This window comes from Dyadobacter sp. CY327 (assembly GCF_021390415.1).
GTDB classification, from domain to species: Bacteria; Bacteroidota; Bacteroidia; order Cytophagales; family Spirosomataceae; genus Dyadobacter; species Dyadobacter chenhuakuii.
The window spans coordinates 1390335-1412408 of the sequence record NZ_JAJUXJ010000007.1 but is presented as its reverse complement, the minus strand read 5'-3'; the positions used below and the strand labels follow the sequence as shown (position 1 = coordinate 1412408).

The window sequence follows — 22074 nt, the reverse complement described above, 5'->3', positions numbered from 1 at the left end:
TCTTATTGAGCGAACGGGAAATGACTGCTGATATTGGCAAGTGAACATTTATGCCTTTAAGGCGGCACTTGCGTGCTTTTGTTTTCCGGCACCACGTGTTTTACGGAAGCTGGCGGGCGATGTTCCGATTGTTTTGCTGAATAGCCGGATGAAGTATTTATGATCTTCAAACCCAAGTTGAAATGCAATTTCTTTCACACTCTTTGTAGTATAAAATAGCAGGCGCTGTGCTTCCCGGAGCACTTCCTGTTTGATCAGCCAGGTGGACGAAAACCCGGTTATAGACTTGACCGTATCGTTCAGGTAACTCACCGTAATGTTCATCTGTGCGGCATAATCGGCCGGTTTTTTCAACGTATGAAAATTCGCCTTAACCAGGAGATTGAAATTTTTGACAATATCAACACTCCGGGAGGACACGGCCTGGATACGCTCATTTTCCTGGTATTGAAAAATATTGACAACGCTGTAAAACAGGGAGTTAAGCAGAGACTGGATTAACTGTTGCCGGAACTGCGCTGGTTTCTCTTCATTTACTGCCGCAGATAACAAGTTGAAAATGCGCACAAACCATTCTTTGTCAGCATCATTCAGCAGGATGATAGCAATGTTTGCAATAGAATTTTCGATCACCACGCGGGCGCTTTGATCAATATACTTTGCATCGAAAGCAACGGCCCAGCCAGTGACTTTTTCTGCATGCCGGAAATCATGGACCTGCCCGGGACACGAAAGTAAAAGTGCGGGCTGGTTGATGTCCACGTCCTGGAAATCGATTGATCCGCCCATAGATCCTCCTTCCAGCAGGAAGCAGAAATAGTGATCGTGACGGTGAGGGCCCCGGACTCTATCCGACATAGCATCAAAATAAGCTTCTTCGGAAACCTGGCCAATCTCAATGCCAGTCATGCGGTGTTGCAGGTGACGGATTTCTATTTCTTGATTTGTCATTATATCGGCTGTTAAGACCAAAAACCATAGCATTTGATCCGGGCACGTACATTTGGGTTTGCTTTCAGTTTGACTCTCAGCGTTTTCATTAGGGTAACATTTCCTGCAATATATATTGAATTATAATCCGCCAGGTTTTTACCGAGAAACCATTGCTCCAAACGATCAAAGCCGATTTTTTCTGAACATTCAACAAAATGAAACTCAGGGTTTTCTTCTTTAAAAATCTCTGGAATTTCATAGGCGCTATGCACGAGTACAGCAACGTCCAGCGGATGTTCACAGCGGTCGGTAAGCTGCTTCAATGCCAGGAAATGTCCGATCGCACTGGCATCGGCAAGGCATAATACCGGCCCGTTTTGGGATGGAAGCGATGCGGCGTGGGCGGCCCCAAAGAGAATTTTGTCGCCCGATTTAAGTGTCCGGACCCAGCGACTCCCTGCACCTTTATGTCCGCTATCAATGAACATTGTACAAATATTTGTTTCCGAGTTCCAAAGCGCGGGCGTGTAATCGCGGTATTCGAGCGTGTCCACCTTGCACTTCAAGCGTTTGATCGAGTCCCAGCTATCCAGGTCAATGTCTGGAAGATGCAAATCAATTTCAAATATATCTGCCCCGGGCCAGGTCCTGATCGCCACCACCATGGCCGTATCAAACATTCTTTCCAATAAACCCGATGCCGCTTTTTTAATGATATCAACCATTTTTTTACCTTTCTGTTTTTCAACAAAGATATTTGGGAAGGGGAAGCCATTTGTCCAACAAAAGGCATGAATAGGTGGACTAAAAACGGGTAAGTCAGCATTATATCGAACACTAACAGCCACTGAACGGCATTTGATCAGCAAAAACACAACATAATGTTAATCCAGGGAGCTTTGTTTCAAGTCTGATTGAATCGTTTTTTGCAAAAAAATACATGAGCTGTTGTTCATGGTCACATTTGATTAAAGCTTAAAAGCAGAGGGATAAATTCAATGGATTCCAGAAGAGATTTTCTAAAAAAAGCAACCATACTGACAGGCGCAGGCGCATTGTCGAACATGTTACCGCCTGTTATTCAAAAAGCACTGGCGATCGATCCTGCGCCGGGAAGCACTTTTTATGACGCCGAGCACGTCGTTTTCCTGATGCTCGAAAACCGTTCGTTTGACCATCAGTTAGGCACATTGCAGGGCGTTAGGGGTTATAATGATCCACGCGCGATTGACCTTCCTGATAAAAATAAGGTTTGGTTTCAGTCGAATGAAGCGGGCCAAACTTATGCCCCTTTCCATTTGAATGTCAAGGATACGAAGGTTGCCTGGATGGGTTCCATTCCGCACGGCTGGTCGGATCAGACGGATGCGATGAACGAAGGGAAATACGATAAATGGCTCGACGCCAAAAAGCCAGGCAAGAAGCAATACGCCGACATTCCGCTCACGATGGGTTATTGCAACCGCATCGATTTCCCATTCTATTATTCTATGGCCGATGCGTTCACCGTATGCGACCAGAACTTTTGTTCGAGCATTACGGGAACGCACCCAAACCGCTATTACTGGATGACAGGGACGGTCCGGGAGCAGAACGAACCCGATGCGAAGGCACATCTCTGGAATATCAGCAACTATGTTTATCCCGAACTCGAATGGAAAACATATCCCGAAAGGCTCGAAGAAAATGGCATTCCCTGGAAAATTTATCAGAATGAAATTACCATGGGTTACGGTCTGAAAAGTGAAGAAAGCGGCTGGCTGAGCAACTTTGGGACCAATGTATTGGAGTATTTCAAAGAATACAATGTACGCTTCCACGAAGGCGGGATCGCAAATCTGCAAACAAAAAAAGAAGCGTTACTGGAAACAATTGCGGAGCTGGAAAAACAGCCTGCGGACGAGCAGTCGGGCAAAAAACTTGCAGCTGCCAGGAAGCTGCTTTTCAACATTGAAACGGCTCAGCAGAAGTTTAATCAGGACACATTCAACGCGCTTTCTGCAAAGCATAAGAATTTGAATACCAATGCATTTACCACCAACATTAACGACCCTGACTTTCATACGCTAACACCATTGCAGTACAACGATAACGGAACGGAGCGCACGCTTAATGTCCCGAAAGGCGACGTATTCCATCAGTTCCGGGCCGATGTCGAAAATGGAAAACTGCCTGCCGTTTCCTGGCTGATGCCTCCCGCACGTTTTTCCGATCACCCGGGCGAGCCCTGGTTCGGGCCTTGGTATGTGAGTGAAGTAATGGAGATTTTGCTCAAAAATCCCGAAGTCTGGAAGAAGACGATCTTTGTCCTGACTTACGACGAAAATGATGGTTATTTCGATCACGTTCCTCCTTTTACTGTTCCTAATCCCTACAAAGAAAACTCAGGCAAAGTATCCGCGGGTATCGATCCGAAAATGGATTTTGCAACAAAAAGTCAGCAAACGAATCCGTCGATGAACGAGAGCAAGCTCCGTGAAGGGCCTATCGGACTGGGTTACCGCGTGCCGATGATCGTTGCATCTCCCTGGTCCCGCGGCGGCTTTGTGAATTCGGAGGTTTTTGACCATACATCTTCTTTGCAGTTTCTTGAAAATTTTATTGAGAAAAAATTCAAGAAAAAAGTGAAAGAAGAGAACATTACGCAGTGGCGCCGGACAATTTGCGGCGACCTCACATCCGTTTTCCGGCCTTACCTGGGCGAGAAAATCGAGCAGCCTGCGTTTTTGAATAAGACCGAATTCATAGAAGGCATTCACCAGGCACAATTCCGCCAGGCGCCCGATAATTTCAAATCCCTAAGCGCGAGCGAGATCCGGGAAATGAGCAAAGATCTGCGCAAATCCCAGGATTTTCCAGTGCAGGAAGAAGGTGTTCGCCCGGCCTGTGCATTGCCTTATGAGCTTTACTCAAACCTGCATTTTGACAAAACCAAAAACAGCATCCGGGTGTCCTTCAAGGCTGGTAATGCGGTGTTCGGGACCAGATCAAGCGGCGCGCCTTTCAGGGTTTACGCATTGAATCCTTATCAAAACGAAACGCTGCGTGCCTGGAATTACAGCTCGGCAGCAGGCGACGAACTGCATGACGACTGGAATATCGGCGATTTTGAAAATGGCAACTATCATCTCCGCGTTTACGGCCCGAACGGTTTCTATCGGGAGTTTAAGGGTAACTCCGGCAACCCGCTGCTGAAAGTGACTTGTGATTATGAATCCAAAAACGCAAAATTGACCGGCCATGTAGTAGTCAACATTCAAAATCTCGATGCCAAATCTCACAGCATTACCGTAGCCGATAACAGTTACAAATCGGGCGCGCAAAACAAAACCATTGCAGCCGGCGGAAAGGCCACAATGGTTTTAAATCTGTCTAAAAACTTCAACTGGTACGATTTCAGCGTGAAAGTAGCGGGCAGCGAAACATTCGAAGAGCGCTTCGCGGGACACGTTGAAACCGGCTTAGTAACCAAGACGGACCCATTGATGGGCGGGGTGGTTTAGGTTTATTTCAGGGGAAGCAGTTCTGTGCCGCCTACGGATAAAGCAGGTATTTTGCCCTTATGGCTTTAAATTTTTGCAATCCGGGCTCCCAGCTTTCCCGGATGTCCGCTTCCGACATGCCTGCTATGATCTGCTTCCTTAATGTATCGGTGCCGATGCGTAGGTCGAATGCCGAGATGTCCTGATTTGCCCGGCCAGGGGAGAAAAATCGTGCTTTATCCGGATATGCATTGTATAACTCTATGAGCCAGGCCAGGTTGATCTGGCGACTCGCCCGGAGCTTATTGATATCATAGGTGCGAAGGTCAAGACCATAACACACAGAATCCTTGTGATTCGGGCGCTCGCTCATGCCTGGAATGCTCACCGGCTTGTATGAAAATGCATATTGGCCTTTCAATGCTGGCGCACCCAAAATAGTAAATGGCATGAGCGTCCCCCGGCCTTCGTTGATTGCCGTGCCCTCGAACATACACAAGCTGGGAAACAGCATGACGGCCTGCTGCGTATTCAAATTGGGTGAAGGATTGATCGGAAGCGTATAGGGTTTATCATGATCATAGTTCGCAACCTTTATGATTTTGAGCCTGCATTTTTCGTTCAGATATCCCTCACCATTCAGATATTGGGCAAATTCACCGATCGTCATGCCGTGTGTCATGGGGATATAATGGATTCCTATGGCCGATTTGAATCTATCATCCGTCATCACCGGCCCGTCGACCACATATGCGTTGGGATTGGGCCTGTCGAGGATCAGCAGCTCTTTGTTGTTTTCCGCACAGGCTTCCATCACATATTCAAGCGTGTTAATGTTGGTATAGTAACGGCAGCCCACATCCTGAATGTCGAACACCATCAGGTCAACATCCGCCAGCTGTTCCTTTTTGGGCTTTTCATTTTTTCCGTATAAAGAGATGATCGGAATGCCCGTTTTCACATCCACTTCATTATTTACCACCGCTCCGTTACTCGCATTGCCCCGGAAACCATGCTCCGGCCCAAACACTTTTACAATGTTAACACCCAGGCTCAGCAAACTGTCCACGCTGCTTTTATTGCCGATCAAAGAACTCTGATTGGCAACCAGAGCGATTCGTTTTCCTTTCAGATATTGCAAGTATTTGTCCGTCTGGTCTGCGCCGGTGATAATTCCCCGCTTATCCGGTTTATTTTGTTTTGAAGATGCAGTTTGCGCGTTACATTCTATGCCGCGCGTGGCCAGGAGCAATAAAAAGGATATAAAAACCGATCTGATCATTTGTGCAGGGTTGATTTAAAGTCTTTAAATGTAGAATCTTTTCCTGTTAAATGTGAGATGATAATGATTTTACCTGTTTCAAAACCGGGACAATGATAAAAAACAGACCGTTCTTTTGATTGGTCGGTAAATTGCTATTAAGTTGTTATCAACCTCACCGGCAACTTAATTACACACCTCAGTATGAAAACATTATTTGGATTAATATTCATCGCATCTATGATCACAGACCAGCCCCGCAAGGTTCTGCTTTTTTACAACGAAAGTGGAGAAGCGAAATGGAAGTCACAGGTAGAAACGCTCAATGCTTCCAAAAAAGGGATTCAGGAGCGTGACATCGAAGTTAAGTCCATGGCTTACGCAAAGGAAAATGTCTCGGAATGGAAAAAGTGGAAAATCGACAGCACAGCCGCATTCACATTCCTCCTCATCGGCCGCGACGGCGGTGAAAAGCTGAGATCATCCGAAATCGTAAAACCTGAAAAGTTATTCGGCCAGATCGACGCCATGCCTATGCGTAGGCAGGAGATGAAGGGGGATTGATAAAGAAGGGGGATTGGTAAAGCAGATGAAGGGTAACCAGTACTTGTTTTTGATTGACGAAAATTTTCGTTTTGTATAAAGAAAAATTTCGTATATTCGTATATTAACGATCAGAATCGATGAAAGTATCCGGCAATCAGCCTTATCACAGCTTAAAAGCGAAATTCACTTACCTTGATCTGGGGAGTAACTTTGCGATCGTTATTTCGGCGCGCAAAGGCCTTCAACCCAAGGTATTTTACGATTTTGCCGAAGCCATCAAAATGCCTGAAAAGAACCTGGCAGCATTAATTAATCTTTCTTCCAGGACGATCAGCAACTACAAAGAGTCTCAGAAAAAGCTTGATCCGTTGTATGGAGAGCATTTATTGAAGTTGATTGCTTTGTTTGAAAAGGGCGAACAGATTTTTGGCAATGTGGACGAGTTCAATTACTGGCTTCAGAAACCGTTTTGGAATTCAAATGAAAAGCCGGCGGATTGGCTGGGCACAGGAGGAGGTGTAGACTTTCTGGCCGAAGAACTGGACAAGCTGGCACAAGGATATCCGGTTTAAATATGCTGATTTACAGGATTGTCCATAAAATGTATAGCGGCACTTTGTTTGCATCCGGCATGCAGGGGCGCTGGAACAGTGCCGGGAATAAAGTCTTATATGCTGCAGAATCCATTCCGTTGGCATTTCTTGAAAATATGGTAAGAAGGCAGGGAGTGGGGTTTAATGATGATTTTCAAATCATGTTTATCTCCGTTCCGGATCCCGTTTCAATCGAGGAAATCAGCGTAAATTACCTCGATCCTTCATGGAGAGATCCCAATGACTATACGGCATGCCTGCCAATAGGAGACAAGTGGTTTCATGAGGCAAAGTCCATTGCTTTAAAAGTGCCCTCCGCAGTAATGCCCGAAGCATTCAATTACGTAATCAACACCATGCATCCGGATTATAAGCACGTCACCCTCGCAGGCACTACCAACCTCGTTCCCGATCCCAGGATTGATGACATTTTAAAAAGATATCGCTAGCGGTTGGTTATATATGAAAAAATATCTAGTTGCAATGCTGTTTTCGCTGGTTGCTGTTTACGGGCAGGCTCAGCAGGATATGTCTAAATCCATAGCGAAAAAGGCACTTTTTAAAATGGCTGGCGGCAAGCATCTCAAAACATTCGAACGAACGTTCATCTATGATTTGCCAGGGGAGGTTCCGCAAGAACTCCGAAAAGCAAGTGATATGGACAAGCTCATGGAGTCGATTATGGCTGGCTTGTCTGAATCTGATCGCAAGCTGATGAGCGCTCGCATAGATAGCCTGAAAAAGAAAAGCTTTGCGGATATGGGTAATATGTATGCAGGCTGGCAGGAAACAGTGGTGAGCGATCTGGTCGCCAAGAAGGTGGTAAGGGTAAGAACAAGCCCTAATCATTTGACCGGAGTTCAGGACACGAGCCGATCTGTTCATGAGGAAAGTCTGAATCCCATTTTCGATCTTTTGTACCAGGAGGTTCCTGTCGCCCTCCTGCAATACATGGTCAGCGATTCTGCGGAACTGCATTATACCGGGATGTCAAATTCCGGAGCTGATGAAAATCACATGCTTCAAGTCAGGGTCGGGCAGAAGTGGGTTGATGTTTACATCGGAAAATCCAGCCTGCTGGTCAACCGGGTCGTGGAGCAGCAGGTGGACACAGATCCGCTCATCGGCCGCGGACCAGAACATTTTCAGCAAATCACCATTTTTTCTGATTACCAGAAGGTGGAGGGGTTTATACTGCCGGGCAAACTGGAAGAAGTTTCGTCTCGGGGACAATTCACGACCAGAAAACGGATACAATGGAGCAATATCAACAAGCCGATCCCAAGTTCAACATTCAGGGCGGAGCCAACATTCGAAGAACGGATGCATTTTGACACTGTAAAGTTACAGGATAGTCTTTTTGTCATGCTAAGAAGCGGGAATGGAGTCGAATCGCGTTCGCTCATCCGCTTAACCTCCGACAACCGGATCGATTGCATCATGGAGCCCATTAACCATGATAATGTAGTCAATAGAATGGCATCTGCTTTGCAAAAGGATTTTCCGGGAAAGCTAATCCGGGACATCTATCTAATCGGTAGCGCTCCATTCATATCTGCATTCAATGCTTTTGACAAACAAATAGCAGTCATTTCTGCTCCAAAAGGAAGAGGTGTCTTTTCGGAGGAAAGCCAGCATTCGTATAACAAACAGGAGGATTCAACAAGGAAAGCAAAAAAAGCCGCCAAGTTGCTCACCACATTCGATAAGGATTTTCAAAAAAATGGAGTGCACGCCTTCGTTTTGAATCCCGAGAAAAGTCAAGAAAGCGAACAGCTCAATGTTTGTTATTATTTGCCAAAAAATAAACTCATGTTTTCTAACGGGAACCCGTACACAGCCTACCGAAACAACAGCAATGGTACTATCCACGAGAAATGGCTGTATGATTTTATTAAGGCCAGAAACCTGAATGTAGAGAAGATCATTTTTGCAGAAGCTTACGTTTCCGGATCTCCGCTGGAAATGTCTTTTCAGGAGTTGGAGACAAGGGTTAAAAACACTGATTACTCCGAATACCATAAGCATAAATAGCTTTGTACACCTAATACCAGGACGCCAGCTTACCCCACAAAATTCGCCCGGAAATTGGACGGGGACTCACCGGTTTTGGTCATGAATAACCTGCTGAAATAGGCGGGGTCGTTGTAGCCGAGGTCGTATGCGATTTCTTTGGCAGTGAGGGATGTGTGGACTAGTAATCGCTTTGCTTCGAGGATAATGCGGTTTTTAATCACCTCATTGGGTTGAGGCAGACGCAGACGGTTGAATTTGTGCGTGATGGTTTTTGGCGCCATGCACAGGAAATCCGCATAGTCGGCGACGGTGTGTTTGGATTTATAATGTTCTTCGACCAACCTGGTGAATTTGCGGAAAAATTCCAGGTCGCTTTGCTGATCCGTCACGGCGTTGTCGAGGTGCTGCCTTTTCCAGGAGCGTGTTGCACGGATGAGGAGTTGTTTGAGATACGTCCGGACCATTTCTTCCAGCGAGCTGTCATTCAGGTGAAATTCCTCGATCATGTCCTTGAATAACGATCCTAAAAAAGCAATTTCGTTTGCGGAGGCCTCTACTTTCGGCATGTTCCTGATGTTGTTGAACAGAAGTCCGTCACAGGCAACTTCCTGATCGTGAATCTGAATGCAGTAGAAATCACGGTTGTAAAATATGAAATAGCCGCTTTCGTCACCCGTTACTTCCATTTCAAGATATTGGTTTGGACTTATGAAGAAAAGCGTTGGCTGCTGGGTGTCGTAGCAGGCAAAATCCACTCTCAGCTTATAACCGGCTGGCAAATACAGGATCTTGATATATTGCTTGTAGTCAGGGCCGTTGATGGCGTCCATTTGGCTTTGTGAGACTTGCAGCAGCCCTAATGTCTTTGAATTATTATTGAACACCGTTGTACTCATGGCTATATACGCAGATATCAGTTAATGTTGTATTGTTTAAATGTTACCGGCAAAAGCTGTGAAGCGGTCGTTCCGTTCACAGCTTTTGCCAGGGGCATTATTTTCTTGCGAATTTTTCGAGTTCGGAGTTAAATTTATCCATTTCTTCGAGGAATAAACCGTGTCCGCTTTTCTCAAATCTTACAAGGTAAGAACCTTTGATGCTTTTGTGCAGCTGTTCTGATAAAGAGAAGTCACACAATTTGTCATTTACACCATGGAATAAGGCAACGGGGATTTTAATTTTACCTAGTTCAGGACGTAAATCCAGGTCGCCTAATGCTTTGATAGCCTGCGTTGTAGCGTAAGGAGAGGCGTCCAGGTTAATGCTTTCCAACCATCTTAGCGATTCTTCTGACAAACTTCCTTCCTGTCCGGCGAAGCCTTTGCCAAAACCCGATACCAGTTGCTGACGATTCGTCTTGGTCTGCTTGATCAGGTCAGATGCACCTTGTTCGGTGATGCCGTAAGGATAGCCTTCGCGTTGTTTCCATGATGGGCCTGTTGCTCCGAAAAGGGCCAACTTGCTGATATGCGCTCCGTTATATTTCGTCACAAAGTGGAGTGTTACTGCGCTTCCGAGTGAGAAGCCTCCAAGCGTTGCATTTTCAATTTTCAATTTTTCCAACACCACCTTAATGTCGTCGGAGAATGTGTCGAAGTCATATTTTCCAAAAGGTCTGTCCGATTTACCGAAACCGCGGAGGGAAATGCCGATTACCCTGAACCCTTTTTCAACCAGATATTGGTATTGATACTCATACATCGCATTATTGAGCGGCCATCCGTGAATGAGCACAACCGGCTGGCCTTCGCCGAGGTCGATCACGTGAAGCTTTACATTTTTCTCCACTTCAATGTATTCTTCCCTTCCTGCTGATGCCGGCTTGCGTGTTTGTGCGAATAGAAATTGACTTTGGATGAAAGTGAACAAGAATGCGATGGTCAAGGCAACAGTTTTCATTTGAGTAGTAAGTTTGAATTTGTTTTGATTTAATCAGCTAACCATTAGCTGATTGTCTTTGCGTTTCGACATGACAAAGGTGGCGGATTAAATCCCCTGGAAGAATGGATAAAAGGCAATGTGCCTTGTACATTTTTCCCGGAACAGGAAATCAGCGTTTCTAAAAGGCCGCTAGTTGTGTCGCTTGAGAACACTTATCCGAAAGGACATGCAGTGTGCGATTTCAGCTGAGAAGCTTCCCTAAGCAAGCGCTCTATTTCAGCGAGCAAGCCGGGGATTGGGTTGTCGCTTGTGTTGGTCAGGCAAAGGGCGCCGTTGGTTGTTAATGCGCCGATGGTCTGTTCCATTCCTTTTCCGGAGCGCACCATCGGCCCGTAAAGTGCTTCCAGCTTCAAAGGCCCGAAATCCGTTTGATAACGCACCTTTACCAGGTTGGTCACCATAATGTGGTGGTTGAATGCGGTTTTTAAAACATCAATCATTTGCTGCATATCATTGTGCCCAAATACAATATCGCGGAAAAAGGACAGATAGCCGTTTACATATTCCGGTGAATTGGTCCCGTCAAGCCCGGCTTTTGCAAGTCTGGCCAGGTCCCAGAATGTTAAATCCGGCTGCTTTTCAAAAAACACGGATTGCGTCGTGATATTCAGGCCAAAGTTATCGTCCAGATTCAGCGGCCCTCTTGTGCAAACGGGAGAGACCAGTTCCATTCTGGCATCATCCCATTCTTTGCGCATCTGCCTGGACGCCAATAGCACTGCTGCACAAATGGCACCGTGAACGGTTGTGTTTTCTTGCCTGGCTTTTTCCAGCAGGTTCCGGGTAAGTTTTTCAGAAATACGGATGGATGAAACCAGCGGCTGCACAATGTCCGTTTTTATTTTCAGTTCCAGGACTTCGTCTGCGGTCTGGGAAGGGACGTCTTCCGGGAGGTTAAGCGTCTGGTCGTTGGACACTTGCGGTTGCATGGGTTCTAGCTGTTTTCCGGTGACGGCAAGCAATATATCCCGGGTCAAAAAACTCAATGACGACCCATCGGCGACAGTGTGGTTCGCTACCAGAATCAGGACAGTGCACTCTGGTTTCTGCACCAGAACAACCCTTAATAGCGGAGCTTCTTCCGTATTAAACCGCACAGAAAGCTCCTTCTCAACTTCTTGTTCCCAGCGGTAATCCTGCTCCGCATGCACCACCCTGAGCGGAATAGTAATGCCTTCTACATGCTGCAATACAGGCCTCGACAGCTCATCCAGGGTAACCTTCACAGAAAGGTTCGGGTGGCGCTTTTGTGCCATATCCAGTGCGTTGCGCCATTTTTCAATGGGTAATGTGCCCGAAATGTCTGCGGCGAGCGCGAAGTCCTTGGAATCGATCTGGTCCAGCAGCCAAAAGGCTTTTTCGAATGCACCCAGGGTGCGGTTCTGTTGTCTTTTCATGATGTATTATGAGTTATGATGATGGGCGCGGGACATTCCGCTACCCTTTACTGAATGCAAAATTGGCAGGTTGGGAAGCGGGATAGAATGGACAAAAGTCGAGCAGTCATGCACATTTCGCCATCCGGTTGCATTCGCTGATTTTGTTTTCCAAAGTCCGTTACGAATACGAGTGAAAACAGGCTGCTGGCGCGGTTATTTAAGAGGGCAGCCACAAGCGGATGCCCGGCTCAGGAGGCAATGATTCTTACTTTAACCGAATTTTATGAAGATTGTTATTTATGCAGACCTGCAAGAAAAATATTTGGAAGAACTAAAAAAACAGCTTCCCGATGATGCTGACATCGTAACCAAAGGTGAGCTTTCCGATGAGGAAGTGATGCAGGAGATAGCGTCTGCTGAAATCCTGATTGGTAATCCACCTGCGGATTCTTTCCAGGACATTCCGGAAAGCCTTAAATTCTGGCAACTCGAAAATGTGGGTTTTGAGCAGTATAAGGACTTGCAATTCAAGGGTAAGGCTGCTAATGTAGGTGATATGTCCGCCGCAGCATGTGCCGAGACTATCGTTGCCGGCATCCTTGGCTTTTACAGGGGCGTGCATCTCATGGTCAGAAATCAGATCAACAGAAAATGGGAGGGGGAGGCGGTCGAGAACGGACTTTCCATTTTAGGAGAAAAAGAGGTGATTATCCTGGGATCCGGAGCCATCGGCGAAAATGTTGGCAAAATGCTGGAAGCATTCGGATGCCATGTGCAGATGACTGCGAAAAGCGATCCGGACGCAGACATTCATTCCTTTGATGACCTGCTTGGCCAGCTCCCGGATACTGATTTAGTAGTCAATACATTACCGGGGAATTTGGATAAATATGCGGGCAAAGACTTCTTTGATGCCATGAAAGAAGGTGCGCTTTACGCAAGCATTGGCCGAGGCAACACCACCGATGAATCGGCTTTGATCGACGCTTTGGACAGCGGCAGATTGGCTGGTGCTGTTCTGGACGTAACGGAAAAGGAACCACTTCCGGAAGACTCCGGACTTTGGCCAATGACCAATGTAATACTCACCCAGCACACAGGCGCGGCGCACAAAATGCGGGATCGCGACAAGGTTGCCAAATTTGTGGATAATGTTCAGAAATACCTGAAAAGCGAGGAGATTGCCGATGAGGTCGATCTCTCGAAGGGTTATTAATCAAGCAGGAAGAGGAGAACGTACAATTAAATAAAGTTTACTTCATATATGGGTATGAAAGGTGTTGATTTCAGTTTTACCTTATAATCAACTATTTCTACTCCCTATATATGAAGAAACGAACCTTTACGCTCTCCTTTTTTTTACTTTCCTTGCTCGCTTTTTCGATAGTAACCTATCAAAAATTCAGCCGAAAGACAGTTTCCGACCTGGTCATCATTGACGAGTCGCTGAAAGACTTCCGCTCCCTGGCGGATGGGCTGAGCCCCGGATCAGAAGTGATTTATGTTTCGAATAGCCGGGAAGGTTTCCAAAAATTAACAAAACAGCTTGCTGCGCAGGGCAAGGCCGAACGCGTGCACATCATGACGCATGGTACGGACGGCAATTTTGTGCTTGGTCAGACCCAGCTTAATGATGCCAATATTGCGGAGCACAACAGCTTTTGGCAAAGTTTGGGTAATGTGCTTGAAGTGGGCAGATCAAGTTTGCTTATTTACAGCTGTGAGCTTACTGCGAGCCGCAGCGGAGAGGGTTTCGTACAGCGGATCCACCGTATGCTCGGTGTGCCCGTAGCCGCTTCCAACGACCAAACTGGCTCAGCTCGCCGCGGCGGAGACTGGGACCTCGAATATGTTGTTGGTAAAATAGTTAAAGAACACGTCTTTACGATCTTGAAATTCAATGGCTTACTTGTGCCTGCCTTCTCACAGCTGACTGGCGGGTCAAGCCCGTTCAGTGCCATTACAATTTCTGGTGACGATCAGCTGATCTACGGGGATTTTGATGCGGATGGTGATATTGACATTCATTCCTATCCGGGAGGAACCGTTAACGAATTTTGGCAAAACAACGGCAGCGGATCATTTGCAAAAGTGACCGGTTCTGCGGATCCATTTGAAAAGGTCAATGAGAACGCAGTTTTCTATTCTGCGTCTGGTGCGTTTGTGGCGGACTGGGACAATGATGGCGACGATGATATCTACGTCCCGATGCGTAACTCCAATCAGAACGAAAAGAACTTTTATTACCGCAACGACAATGGAAAATACGAGTTGCTGAGTGGCGCTTCAAGCCCGTTCAGCGGCATTAATGTGAGTGGTAACAACCAGCTGATCTTTGGCGATTTCGATAATGATGGAGATGTCGATTTGCATAACTATCCTGGAAATAATCTTGATAATCAGTTCTGGCGCAATAATGGCAGCGGCGCGTTCAGTAATGTGACGGGCTCGCAAAATCCTTTTGACGGTCTGCCTGGCAAAGCTGCTTTTTCAAGTGCGCAGTATGCCCACGTTGAAGACTGGGATAATGATGGCGACGTGGATATCTTTGTAAGCAGGGTCGGAGGAAATTCGGTGAGAGACTACTACCGCAATGACAATGGCGTATATTCATTAAAGACGGGAGGTGAAAATCCTTTCAACGGCATGACAATAGCCAGTGATAACCAGATTCTTTCCGGGGACTTCGACTCGGACGGTGATATCGATCTGCATACTTCTGATGGCTCGGTAACGCTTGTTTTCTGGCAGAACAATGGCAGCGGCGCTTTTACGCAGGTGACAGGCGCAGGCAACCCTTTCAATTCGCTTCCGAACTCGGGCGCTTTTTATAATAATGCAATGAAATCCTTCGTAGCCGACTGGGATAATGATGGCGATGCGGATGTGTTTACGACCAACTACACCGGCGCAAACCAGAAGTATTTCTTCCAGCAGAACGGCACTCCACCCCGGATCACTGCTACCAGCCCGACCAACGCTGCAACGGGGATATCTGTGAGCAGCAACATTTCGCTGACATTTAGCCAGGCAGTTACCGGTACAGCAGGCAAGTACATTCAAATCCGCCGCCTGTATGACGATGCCGTCTTTGCCACCATTGCCGCGAATAGTGCACAGGTAACCGGCAATGGCTCAAATACAATTACGATCGATCCGACAACAGACCTGGAGGGTGGAACAACTTACTATGTTATCGTTGACAAAGCCGCATTTGCCGACACCGAAGGCCGCATTTTCGAGGGTGTTAGCGGTGCTACCTGGCTGAGATTTACTACTGGTATACCTGCCGTAGCGCCTACTGTTACCACGGCTTCCGCGAGTGAAATTGCGCTGACCACCGCCAAAGTCGGCGGTGAAGTGACGGCCAATGGCGGTGCTGCCGTCACGGATTATGGCATTGTGTGGAGTACATCAGCGGCGCCTACTATCGAGCTGTCCAATAAGGTTGGGATCGGTTCCGGCAATGGTGCTTTCAGTACAACAGTGACAGGGCTGCCCGCAGGAACGCGCATTTACCTGCGTGCTTATGCAACCAATTCAACAGGAACTTCCTATGGCAGCGAAATTGATTTTTATACGCAAACAAGTGTAACCTCAGTTACCCGGCTTTCCTCCAATCCGACGAGTGAGGGCACTGTCAGTTATCAGGTTGTGTTTGCGCAAAGTGTAACGATCGATGACGCTTCTGTTTTTACACTGTCGACCAGCGGTGTTTCCGGCGCATTGGTTTCGGGTATTTCGGGATCGGGGACAACGTATGATGTTTCTATAAATACAGGAAGCGGAAACGGGAGCATTAAGCTGGAGGTCACGGGACTAACCGGTACGATACCCAACCTGAATGCCGCATTCACCTCGGCAGATGCCTATACGATCTATAAGGTTTCAAACGCAGGTGATTCTTACAGGACGGCGGTCACAGATGGCACCTGGAACACTCCGGGCGACTGGCAATCTTCTCAGGACAACAGCTTTTGGATCACGGCATCTTCTTTTCCCAACGCCAGTGCGGCAAGTACAGTCATTACCAGCGGGCATACCATGCGGATGCCGGATAACATTTCCTTTAACGTAAATAACTTTACTGTGAACGGGCTGTTGCAATCGGGCACTGGGGTACATTCCGTTAGCGGCAGTTTCGACAACAATGGCGAGATCCGCGGCAATGCCACATTTTTACACAATTCGTTTACCAATGCAGGTACGCTGGCCCCGGGTGAATCCCCTGGCACGCTGGCGTTTGCGAGCGAGTTTGCGAATACAGGAACGCTGCTGGTAGAAATCGGCGGAACCACCGCTATTACAGGTTATGACCAGTTTCAGTCAGGGCCATTTACCGCAGGAGGGACGATAACAGTATCATTTATCAATGGTTTCACGCCTGCACTGGGTGATGCATTTATTCTTCTGGATGCAGGCATCATTACCGGGACATTCGCAACGGTAAACCTACCGGATATCGCGCCATTGATCTGGGAAACCACCTATACCGACGGCAAATTCACCATCAGGGCCATCATCGATCCTATGCCGGTTACCCTTGTGGATTTCAAGGCTTCAAAAAATGAATCCGCCGTGGAGCTGGCTTGGACAACTTCAAGCGAGGTCAATAGCAGCCATTTCGAAATTCAGCGTAGTGCAGAAGGAAAGGTTTGGGAAAAAGTCGGTTCCGTTGCTACGCGTAACGAAAATTCAGAAATCCAGCGTTACCGCTTTATTGATCCGCTGCCGCTGCATGCCGACAACTTCTACCGGCTTCGTATGGTCGACACCGACAGTACGTTTGCTTTCAGCAAGATAGAACACGTGCGCTTCGCAGATTCCAAGGGGCAGGTGAAGGGTTATCCCAATCCAGTGACAGACAGGGTTTTTCTCGATGCTCCTACTGCCGGGACCATACAGTCGGTGCAGATCTATTCAACATCCGGCTTGCTGCATTATGCGGGAGAATATACAAGTGCAGGCATCGATGTAAAAGCGCTGCCAACAGGTATTTTTATATTGAAAGCGACCGGGGCCGACAACAGGGTTTCAACTTTTCATTTTGCAAAACACTGAACTGACCTGATTTACATTTTGTATAAAACTAAAAACGCCCGGGAAGTAATTTCCGGGCGTTTTTAATGTATTGATCAGCATCTGATTCCTAGTTCAGGTTTTTAGGGACTTCATTCATGTTGTACCAGGCTTCGGTGCTCCATAAATTGTTGCCACTCTGGCTGATGATGGTTTTTCTGTTCAAATGAATATAAACCATATGTTTGCTCTTCATGCCCGTCAGCTGTAATGTTGCCTTCTTGCGATCCGGGGAAACCTTTACCGATTTCACAGCGAGGTCTTCTTCGTCCAGCTTCGGGCCGCCGTAATCGCCGGTAGGTTTGAACCACCATTGGCGGATCTGGTAGTCGGCTGCGGTTTCGCCCACGCCTTCTTTCAATGGTTCGGTGAATTCAATTTCCACACCGTCCGATTTGGCTCTTACGGCCAGCATTTCAAAAGCAACTTTGTTATTGAATGTCAGCTTTTGGAGTCCGTAACCTAGTTTTCCAGCGTGTCCCCAGTTACCTGTGGAACCCACACCGCCAATGTAAAGGGAGCCGTCCGCGCTCCACACTAAGCGGTTAACACCAGCTTCCAAGCCTTGCGTAAACCGGAACACAGCGCCCTGGTAAGCGCCGTTTACTTTTTCAGCAAATACGCGCTTGATCCCGCCGTGCGTAACGTCGCCATGGATCATTTGGTTTTGGTAAGGTCCCACATTCAGTCTGGCAGGCTGGCTGGGCGAGTTGCCGATTTCATCCTGCGTAAGCCACACCACCGGCGGCGTTTCTGTTTTGTTGGCGGTTCCTTCAAAGTCCACCGAGCGCGAGCCGTACCAGGCGCCTTCCTGCAAGTGAATGATCTTGTTGGCAGGCAGCCAGTCGCCCTGGTTATCGGCGATGAAAATTTCGTTGTCAACGCCCAGGCCGATGCCGTTTGGCGTCCTTAAACCAGATGCTGCAAATGTGAATGAGCCGTCTTTTTTAGAAATTTTCACGACTTTCCCCCGATCCGGGATCTGCGGCTTGGTGCTGGCACCGCCGGGATTGATGGCGGTCGCCAATGTTCCATAAAAATAACCATCCTTATAAACCAGCCCGAATGCAAATTCGTGGAAGTTGGCAGAAACTTTCCAGCCATTGCAGATGGTCTGGTATTCATCGATGAGCTCATCATTATTCAGGTCGACCAGCTTGGTCAGTTCCTGTTTTTGCATAATGTAAATCTCGTCATCCACCACTTTCAGACCCAGCGGCTCGGCGAGTCCGTAAGCAATGCGTTTTACTTTAATGTCGTTCGGCGCTGTTGCTTTGCGGCCATCAACAATGTAAACAGATCCTAATGAATCCCAGGTGCTGACCACCATTCTTCCATCAGCCAGAAAATCCATTCCGCCGACTCTTGGCTGGAAATTATCAGGGCGGGCCTGCGCCAATGTAAAGCTTGGGTGCACAGCAACAAGTGGCGATTTGTCACCCGGAATGTCTTCTTTTTTGACGTCTACCGGTGTCTGTCCGGTTCTTTTGATGTCAGCTCCTTTATAGGTAAACACGCTTGGCGGCACCACCACAAATTCCTTGGTCCCATAAGGCCGCCATTGAAGCGAAAGCCCCTTGCCAAATGCGCCCTGGTAATATTCTACTTTAAAAGGATGCTTACCTGGTTTGAGAATAATCTCGCCGTCGGTGGGTTGCAGGGGGTGGTTAACGCCATTGTCGATCACCATTTTATCATCAATAAAAAGCTTTCCACCATCATCACAAACCAAGCGGAAAACAATGTTGGTCGTCTTTTTAATGTTGATATAACCGCTGGCAAAAATGGCAAAGTTGTCTTTGAGATCTCCAAAATCCTGCTCATCCAGATGCAATGCATTGATAGATCCTGATTTCACAGGCAGCATTTCATCATTAATTTCAGGAACAGCTCCTATGCCGCTTGAAAACTGGTAAACATTGACAGCGATGCCTGGATTTTCCGTCGCAGTGGCAACTTTGGCAGGAACGATGGATTTGAGGACGATCGGGTAGGCGGGCCTGGGCATTAGTTTGCTGGCCGCTTGCGCTCTTTCTTTGTCGGCATCCAGTTCAAGAATGTAGGAGACCATTGTTTCTGCATCCTCTTTTTTGAGATCCGGGTGCGGAGACATGGCGATCTGTCCCCAGTTGCCCGCGCCTCCTTTGATCACTTTAGTAACCAGCGCATTTTTGTTGTTATCATTGTTTTCGTAACGTTCTGCAATGGCTTTGTAAGCCGGGCCAACGGTCTTAACTTCCTGATTATGGCAGGTGTTGCAGTCGCTTTTGGCAAAAAGTCCTGCAACCATTTCGGCTTTGCTTTCCTGCTGGGCCGTTTGCGGCTGCGCTGGTTTTTTGGTCAGGCTGACGGACAGCGTTGTTTTGCCATTGTTGTTTAGGATCAACTTTCCATTTATATAAAAGAACGACTTGCCTGCCACAGTTTCCTGGCCAATGACGCCCAGAAATTTCCCGTCCGCCTTATAGTCGGTGTCGCTGGAAAGTGAATTCAAATGCACGTTCAGAAACAATTCGCTTCCAGCAGGAACATTGGCAACTGTAAACACCCGCTCGAAACCTGCTTTTCCATTTCCCGCCTCAAAAAACTCAGGTTTTTCTTCAACTGAAATCTTTTTGCCCTGGTAATCCAGGTCATATTTCAATGTTACCTGGTTGTTCAGAATGGCGTGGCCTTTGTAGCTGATCTCCGGCGTAACTTCTTTGCCATCAATGGTGAGCCGCCAGGGATTTTCATCGGACTCTTCCATATATGTGGTTCCCTGCGACACGGGCTGCGGGCCGTGGGATGAGGTGTAAACCGGGCCGCCGAAGTTGATTTTTCCGGCCCAGGCTTTGTATAAGGAGGCTGTTTTGGTGTTGTAGGCGAGCCAGAGATTGTCGTGCAATGCAATGCTGAGAATCCGTGGTCGGGCGTCCAGAACGGAGCGCAGAACCCACGCTTCGCGCGGGCGTTTTACATCAGAAAAACCAGCAATAGTTGCTGGCTTTGGCGTGAAAGTAGTGGCAGGGCCACGGTAGGCGGAGCCAAGCACTGCAAGAAGAATTGCAGCGCTCAACCCAGCCAGGCGTGGTCCGACCGAAGGCTTTTGAAATTTCATTTAAATTTATTTTAGTAACCAGGATTCTGCTTCAATTGCGGCGAAGAGTTCAACACATTCTGACCAATCGGGAAAATTTCCGTGTGGTTGTCCGCATCAGGTTTTTTGTCCCACCAGCTTCCCGTGTTAAACACGCCCCAGCGAATCAGATCCGTTCTTCTGCGGCCTTCTGCCAGGAACTCGCGCATCCATTCGTCCAGCATTTCCTGGTCGGTAAGCTCGGCGCCGTTGGCTTTGTAAAGGCTTGGTGAGCCGGCTGGATAATTGCGTTTGCGGACTGCATTCAGCAATGTTGCAGCAGCAGCCTTGTTTCCAGCGCGGTATTTACATTCGGCCAGAGAATAATAGATCTCGGCAAAACGGATCTCCGCATAGGCCGAGGAAATCTTGTTCTGGTCGTCGCTGGGGTAGTAAGGATATTTTACCGGATAAAGGCCCGAGTTGTTGTCTCCATTATTCATGTTGGAAACCTTATCGGCGATCTTCGTTCCTGGTTTTGCATCCAAAAATTTACCCACCTGATCACGCAGGAACAGCGGGTAGGGGCCTTTGAAACCTTTCACTGTGTCCGCTTTTCCACTCGCATTTTTGTAAGGCAGGTAACCGTACAGGAACATCCCCTCACGCTTGCTGTTGCCCAGGTTTTTGTATTTTTTTAAACGCAGGTCATCCTTGTATTTCTGGAATTTGATAAATGGTTTTCCCAAAGTAAAGCTGTACTCCACGCTGTCCACATCGCGGCCTGGCTGCATGGCATATTTCGGGTTAGCATTGCCAAAATCGGTGAATCCGAAATAGCTCGGTGCCAGGTTAGGAAGCATCCAGAAATACATGCCGCCGTCATACTGCCAGTGCGTTTGTGCAAAGCTGCCCGGGAAACCGAACATGGTTTCTTTCGAAGTCGGGTTGGTGTAATCAAATGGAGCATCCCAGCGCGTTTCGAGTGCATAATCGCCATATTTGCCATCGATAATTTCCTGCGCCATCGTCTCACAATCTTTGAAACGATCGGTTCCGGTGTAAACTTTGGCATTGAGATACAAACGAACCAGCAATGCAGCCGCGCCGCCTTTGGTCCAGCGTCCCGATACATTGTTACCCAATGTGGTGTTTGTCGAAAGCTTCGGAAGGGCCTCTTTCAATTCCTGCTCTATAAAAGCAAATGCTTCCTGCGGAGGAACCTGCAAGCCTCCTTCGGTCTGGCCTTTAACTTTGGTCACAATAACAATGTTCCGGTAAAAATCCAGCAGGCGAATGTTCAGCCAGGCACGAAGCACTTTCAGCTCGGCAATCATTCCATCCAGCTCTTCACGCGTCATGTCAAATTTCGAGGGGTCCGTAATGCCTTCCAGATCTTCCAGCGAGTTGGTCGCCAGGGTTACACCGCCGTAGAGCGCGTTCCAGGGATCGCTTGTGAAGCCGTCCTGCGCAGTCCAGGTGTGGTAATGTACACGCTGGAACTGACCGCCGTCGAACCAGTCGCCCTGGCGGTTGATGGTCATCATTTCGTCGGAACTGTTTTCCTGCAGCATGAATGTACTGCCGCCCTGGATGCTCCAATAGCTGTGCTCGAAAGCTCTCAGAAAGTCACGGGTAACGTCGTCCCGCGTTTGCAGGAAGTTTTCGGAAGTGATCCGGTCGTATAATTCTTCGTCCAGATTGGTGCAGCCCGCCGTCACAGACAGCAATGCGCAGGCAGCGAACCGGAGGATGTATTTTGATATGTTATGCCTTTTCATTTTTG

Annotated in this window: 15 protein-coding genes; 7 read left to right on the top strand and 8 right to left on the bottom strand. The window is 47.7% G+C overall.

Annotation, left to right across the window (positions count from 1 at the left end; translation table 11 throughout):
• Positions 1-48: 48 nt before the first annotated feature.
• Both LZG74_RS22200 and LZG74_RS22195 read right to left on the bottom strand, forming a co-directional pair.
• Complete coding sequence (locus LZG74_RS22200) at positions 49-951, bottom strand: AraC family transcriptional regulator (RefSeq protein WP_233798680.1); 903 nt, start codon at positions 949-951, stop codon at positions 49-51.
• Positions 952-962: 11 nt separating this feature from the next.
• Positions 963-1658 (bottom strand): siderophore-interacting protein, encoded by a 696-nt coding sequence (locus tag LZG74_RS22195; protein WP_233798679.1) that lies wholly within the window; start codon positions 1656-1658, stop codon positions 963-965.
• Between the two features lie 273 nt (positions 1659-1931).
• Between LZG74_RS22195 and LZG74_RS22190 the strand changes: the two genes are divergently transcribed.
• Positions 1932-4436: a phosphocholine-specific phospholipase C gene (locus LZG74_RS22190; protein ID WP_233798678.1), complete on the top strand. Its 2505-nt coding sequence runs from the start codon at positions 1932-1934 to the stop codon at positions 4434-4436.
• A gap of 31 nt (positions 4437-4467) precedes the next feature.
• Here LZG74_RS22190 and LZG74_RS22185 read toward each other — a convergent pair whose 3' ends face one another.
• Positions 4468-5697, bottom strand: coding sequence for an exo-beta-N-acetylmuramidase NamZ domain-containing protein (locus LZG74_RS22185; RefSeq protein WP_233798677.1), 1230 nt, complete (start codon positions 5695-5697; stop codon positions 4468-4470).
• A gap of 183 nt (positions 5698-5880) precedes the next feature.
• Between LZG74_RS22185 and LZG74_RS22180 the strand changes: the two genes are divergently transcribed.
• From LZG74_RS22180 to LZG74_RS22165, 4 genes are all read left to right on the top strand, one after another.
• On the top strand, positions 5881-6240 hold the full coding sequence (locus tag LZG74_RS22180; protein WP_233798676.1) for a DUF4174 domain-containing protein: 360 nt from the start codon (positions 5881-5883) through the stop codon (positions 6238-6240).
• 119 nt (positions 6241-6359) lie between these two features.
• Positions 6360-6794: an antitoxin Xre-like helix-turn-helix domain-containing protein gene (locus tag LZG74_RS22175; RefSeq protein WP_035360399.1), complete on the top strand. Its 435-nt coding sequence runs from the start codon at positions 6360-6362 to the stop codon at positions 6792-6794.
• 2 nt (positions 6795-6796) lie between these two features.
• Complete coding sequence (locus LZG74_RS22170; protein WP_233798675.1) at positions 6797-7264, top strand: RES family NAD+ phosphorylase; 468 nt, start codon at positions 6797-6799, stop codon at positions 7262-7264.
• Between the two features lie 13 nt (positions 7265-7277).
• Positions 7278-8849, top strand: a complete 1572-nt coding sequence (locus tag LZG74_RS22165) for a hypothetical protein (RefSeq protein ID WP_233798674.1) — start codon at positions 7278-7280, stop codon at positions 8847-8849.
• Positions 8850-8878: 29 nt separating this feature from the next.
• Here the strand turns inward: LZG74_RS22165 and LZG74_RS22160 are convergent, their stop codons facing one another.
• The 3 genes from LZG74_RS22160 to LZG74_RS22150 all read right to left on the bottom strand — a co-directional run bounded on the left by LZG74_RS22160 (position 8879) and on the right by LZG74_RS22150 (position 12169).
• A complete protein-coding gene (locus LZG74_RS22160) occupies positions 8879-9727 on the bottom strand; it encodes a helix-turn-helix domain-containing protein (protein ID WP_233798673.1) in 849 nt (282 codons plus the stop codon).
• 97 nt (positions 9728-9824) lie between these two features.
• Positions 9825-10730 carry an alpha/beta fold hydrolase gene (locus LZG74_RS22155; protein WP_233798672.1) on the bottom strand — a complete coding sequence of 302 codons (906 nt, stop codon included), beginning with the start codon at positions 10728-10730 and terminating at the stop codon, positions 9825-9827.
• Positions 10731-10924: 194 nt separating this feature from the next.
• Positions 10925-12169: a phthiocerol/phthiodiolone dimycocerosyl transferase family protein gene (locus tag LZG74_RS22150; protein WP_233798671.1), complete on the bottom strand. Its 1245-nt coding sequence runs from the start codon at positions 12167-12169 to the stop codon at positions 10925-10927.
• A gap of 265 nt (positions 12170-12434) precedes the next feature.
• On the opposite strand from LZG74_RS22150, the gene LZG74_RS22145 reads away from it, so the two are divergent.
• Together LZG74_RS22145 and LZG74_RS22140 are read left to right on the top strand one after the other, a co-directional pair.
• Positions 12435-13367 (top strand): D-2-hydroxyacid dehydrogenase, encoded by a 933-nt coding sequence (locus LZG74_RS22145; RefSeq protein WP_233798670.1) that lies wholly within the window; start codon positions 12435-12437, stop codon positions 13365-13367.
• Between the two features lie 110 nt (positions 13368-13477).
• Entirely contained in the window at positions 13478-17212 is a 3735-nt protein-coding gene (locus LZG74_RS22140) for a DUF4347 domain-containing protein (protein ID WP_233798669.1), read from the top strand.
• An 88-nt stretch (positions 17213-17300) separates the two neighbouring features.
• On the opposite strand, the gene LZG74_RS22135 is transcribed toward LZG74_RS22140, so the two are convergent.
• Both LZG74_RS22135 and LZG74_RS22130 read right to left on the bottom strand, forming a co-directional pair.
• Entirely contained in the window at positions 17301-20330 is a 3030-nt protein-coding gene (locus tag LZG74_RS22135) for a PA14 domain-containing protein (RefSeq protein ID WP_233798668.1), read from the bottom strand.
• A gap of 11 nt (positions 20331-20341) precedes the next feature.
• Positions 20342-22069, bottom strand: a complete 1728-nt coding sequence (locus LZG74_RS22130; RefSeq protein WP_035360396.1) for a RagB/SusD family nutrient uptake outer membrane protein — start codon at positions 22067-22069, stop codon at positions 20342-20344.
• Positions 22070-22074: the final 5 nt, after the last annotated feature.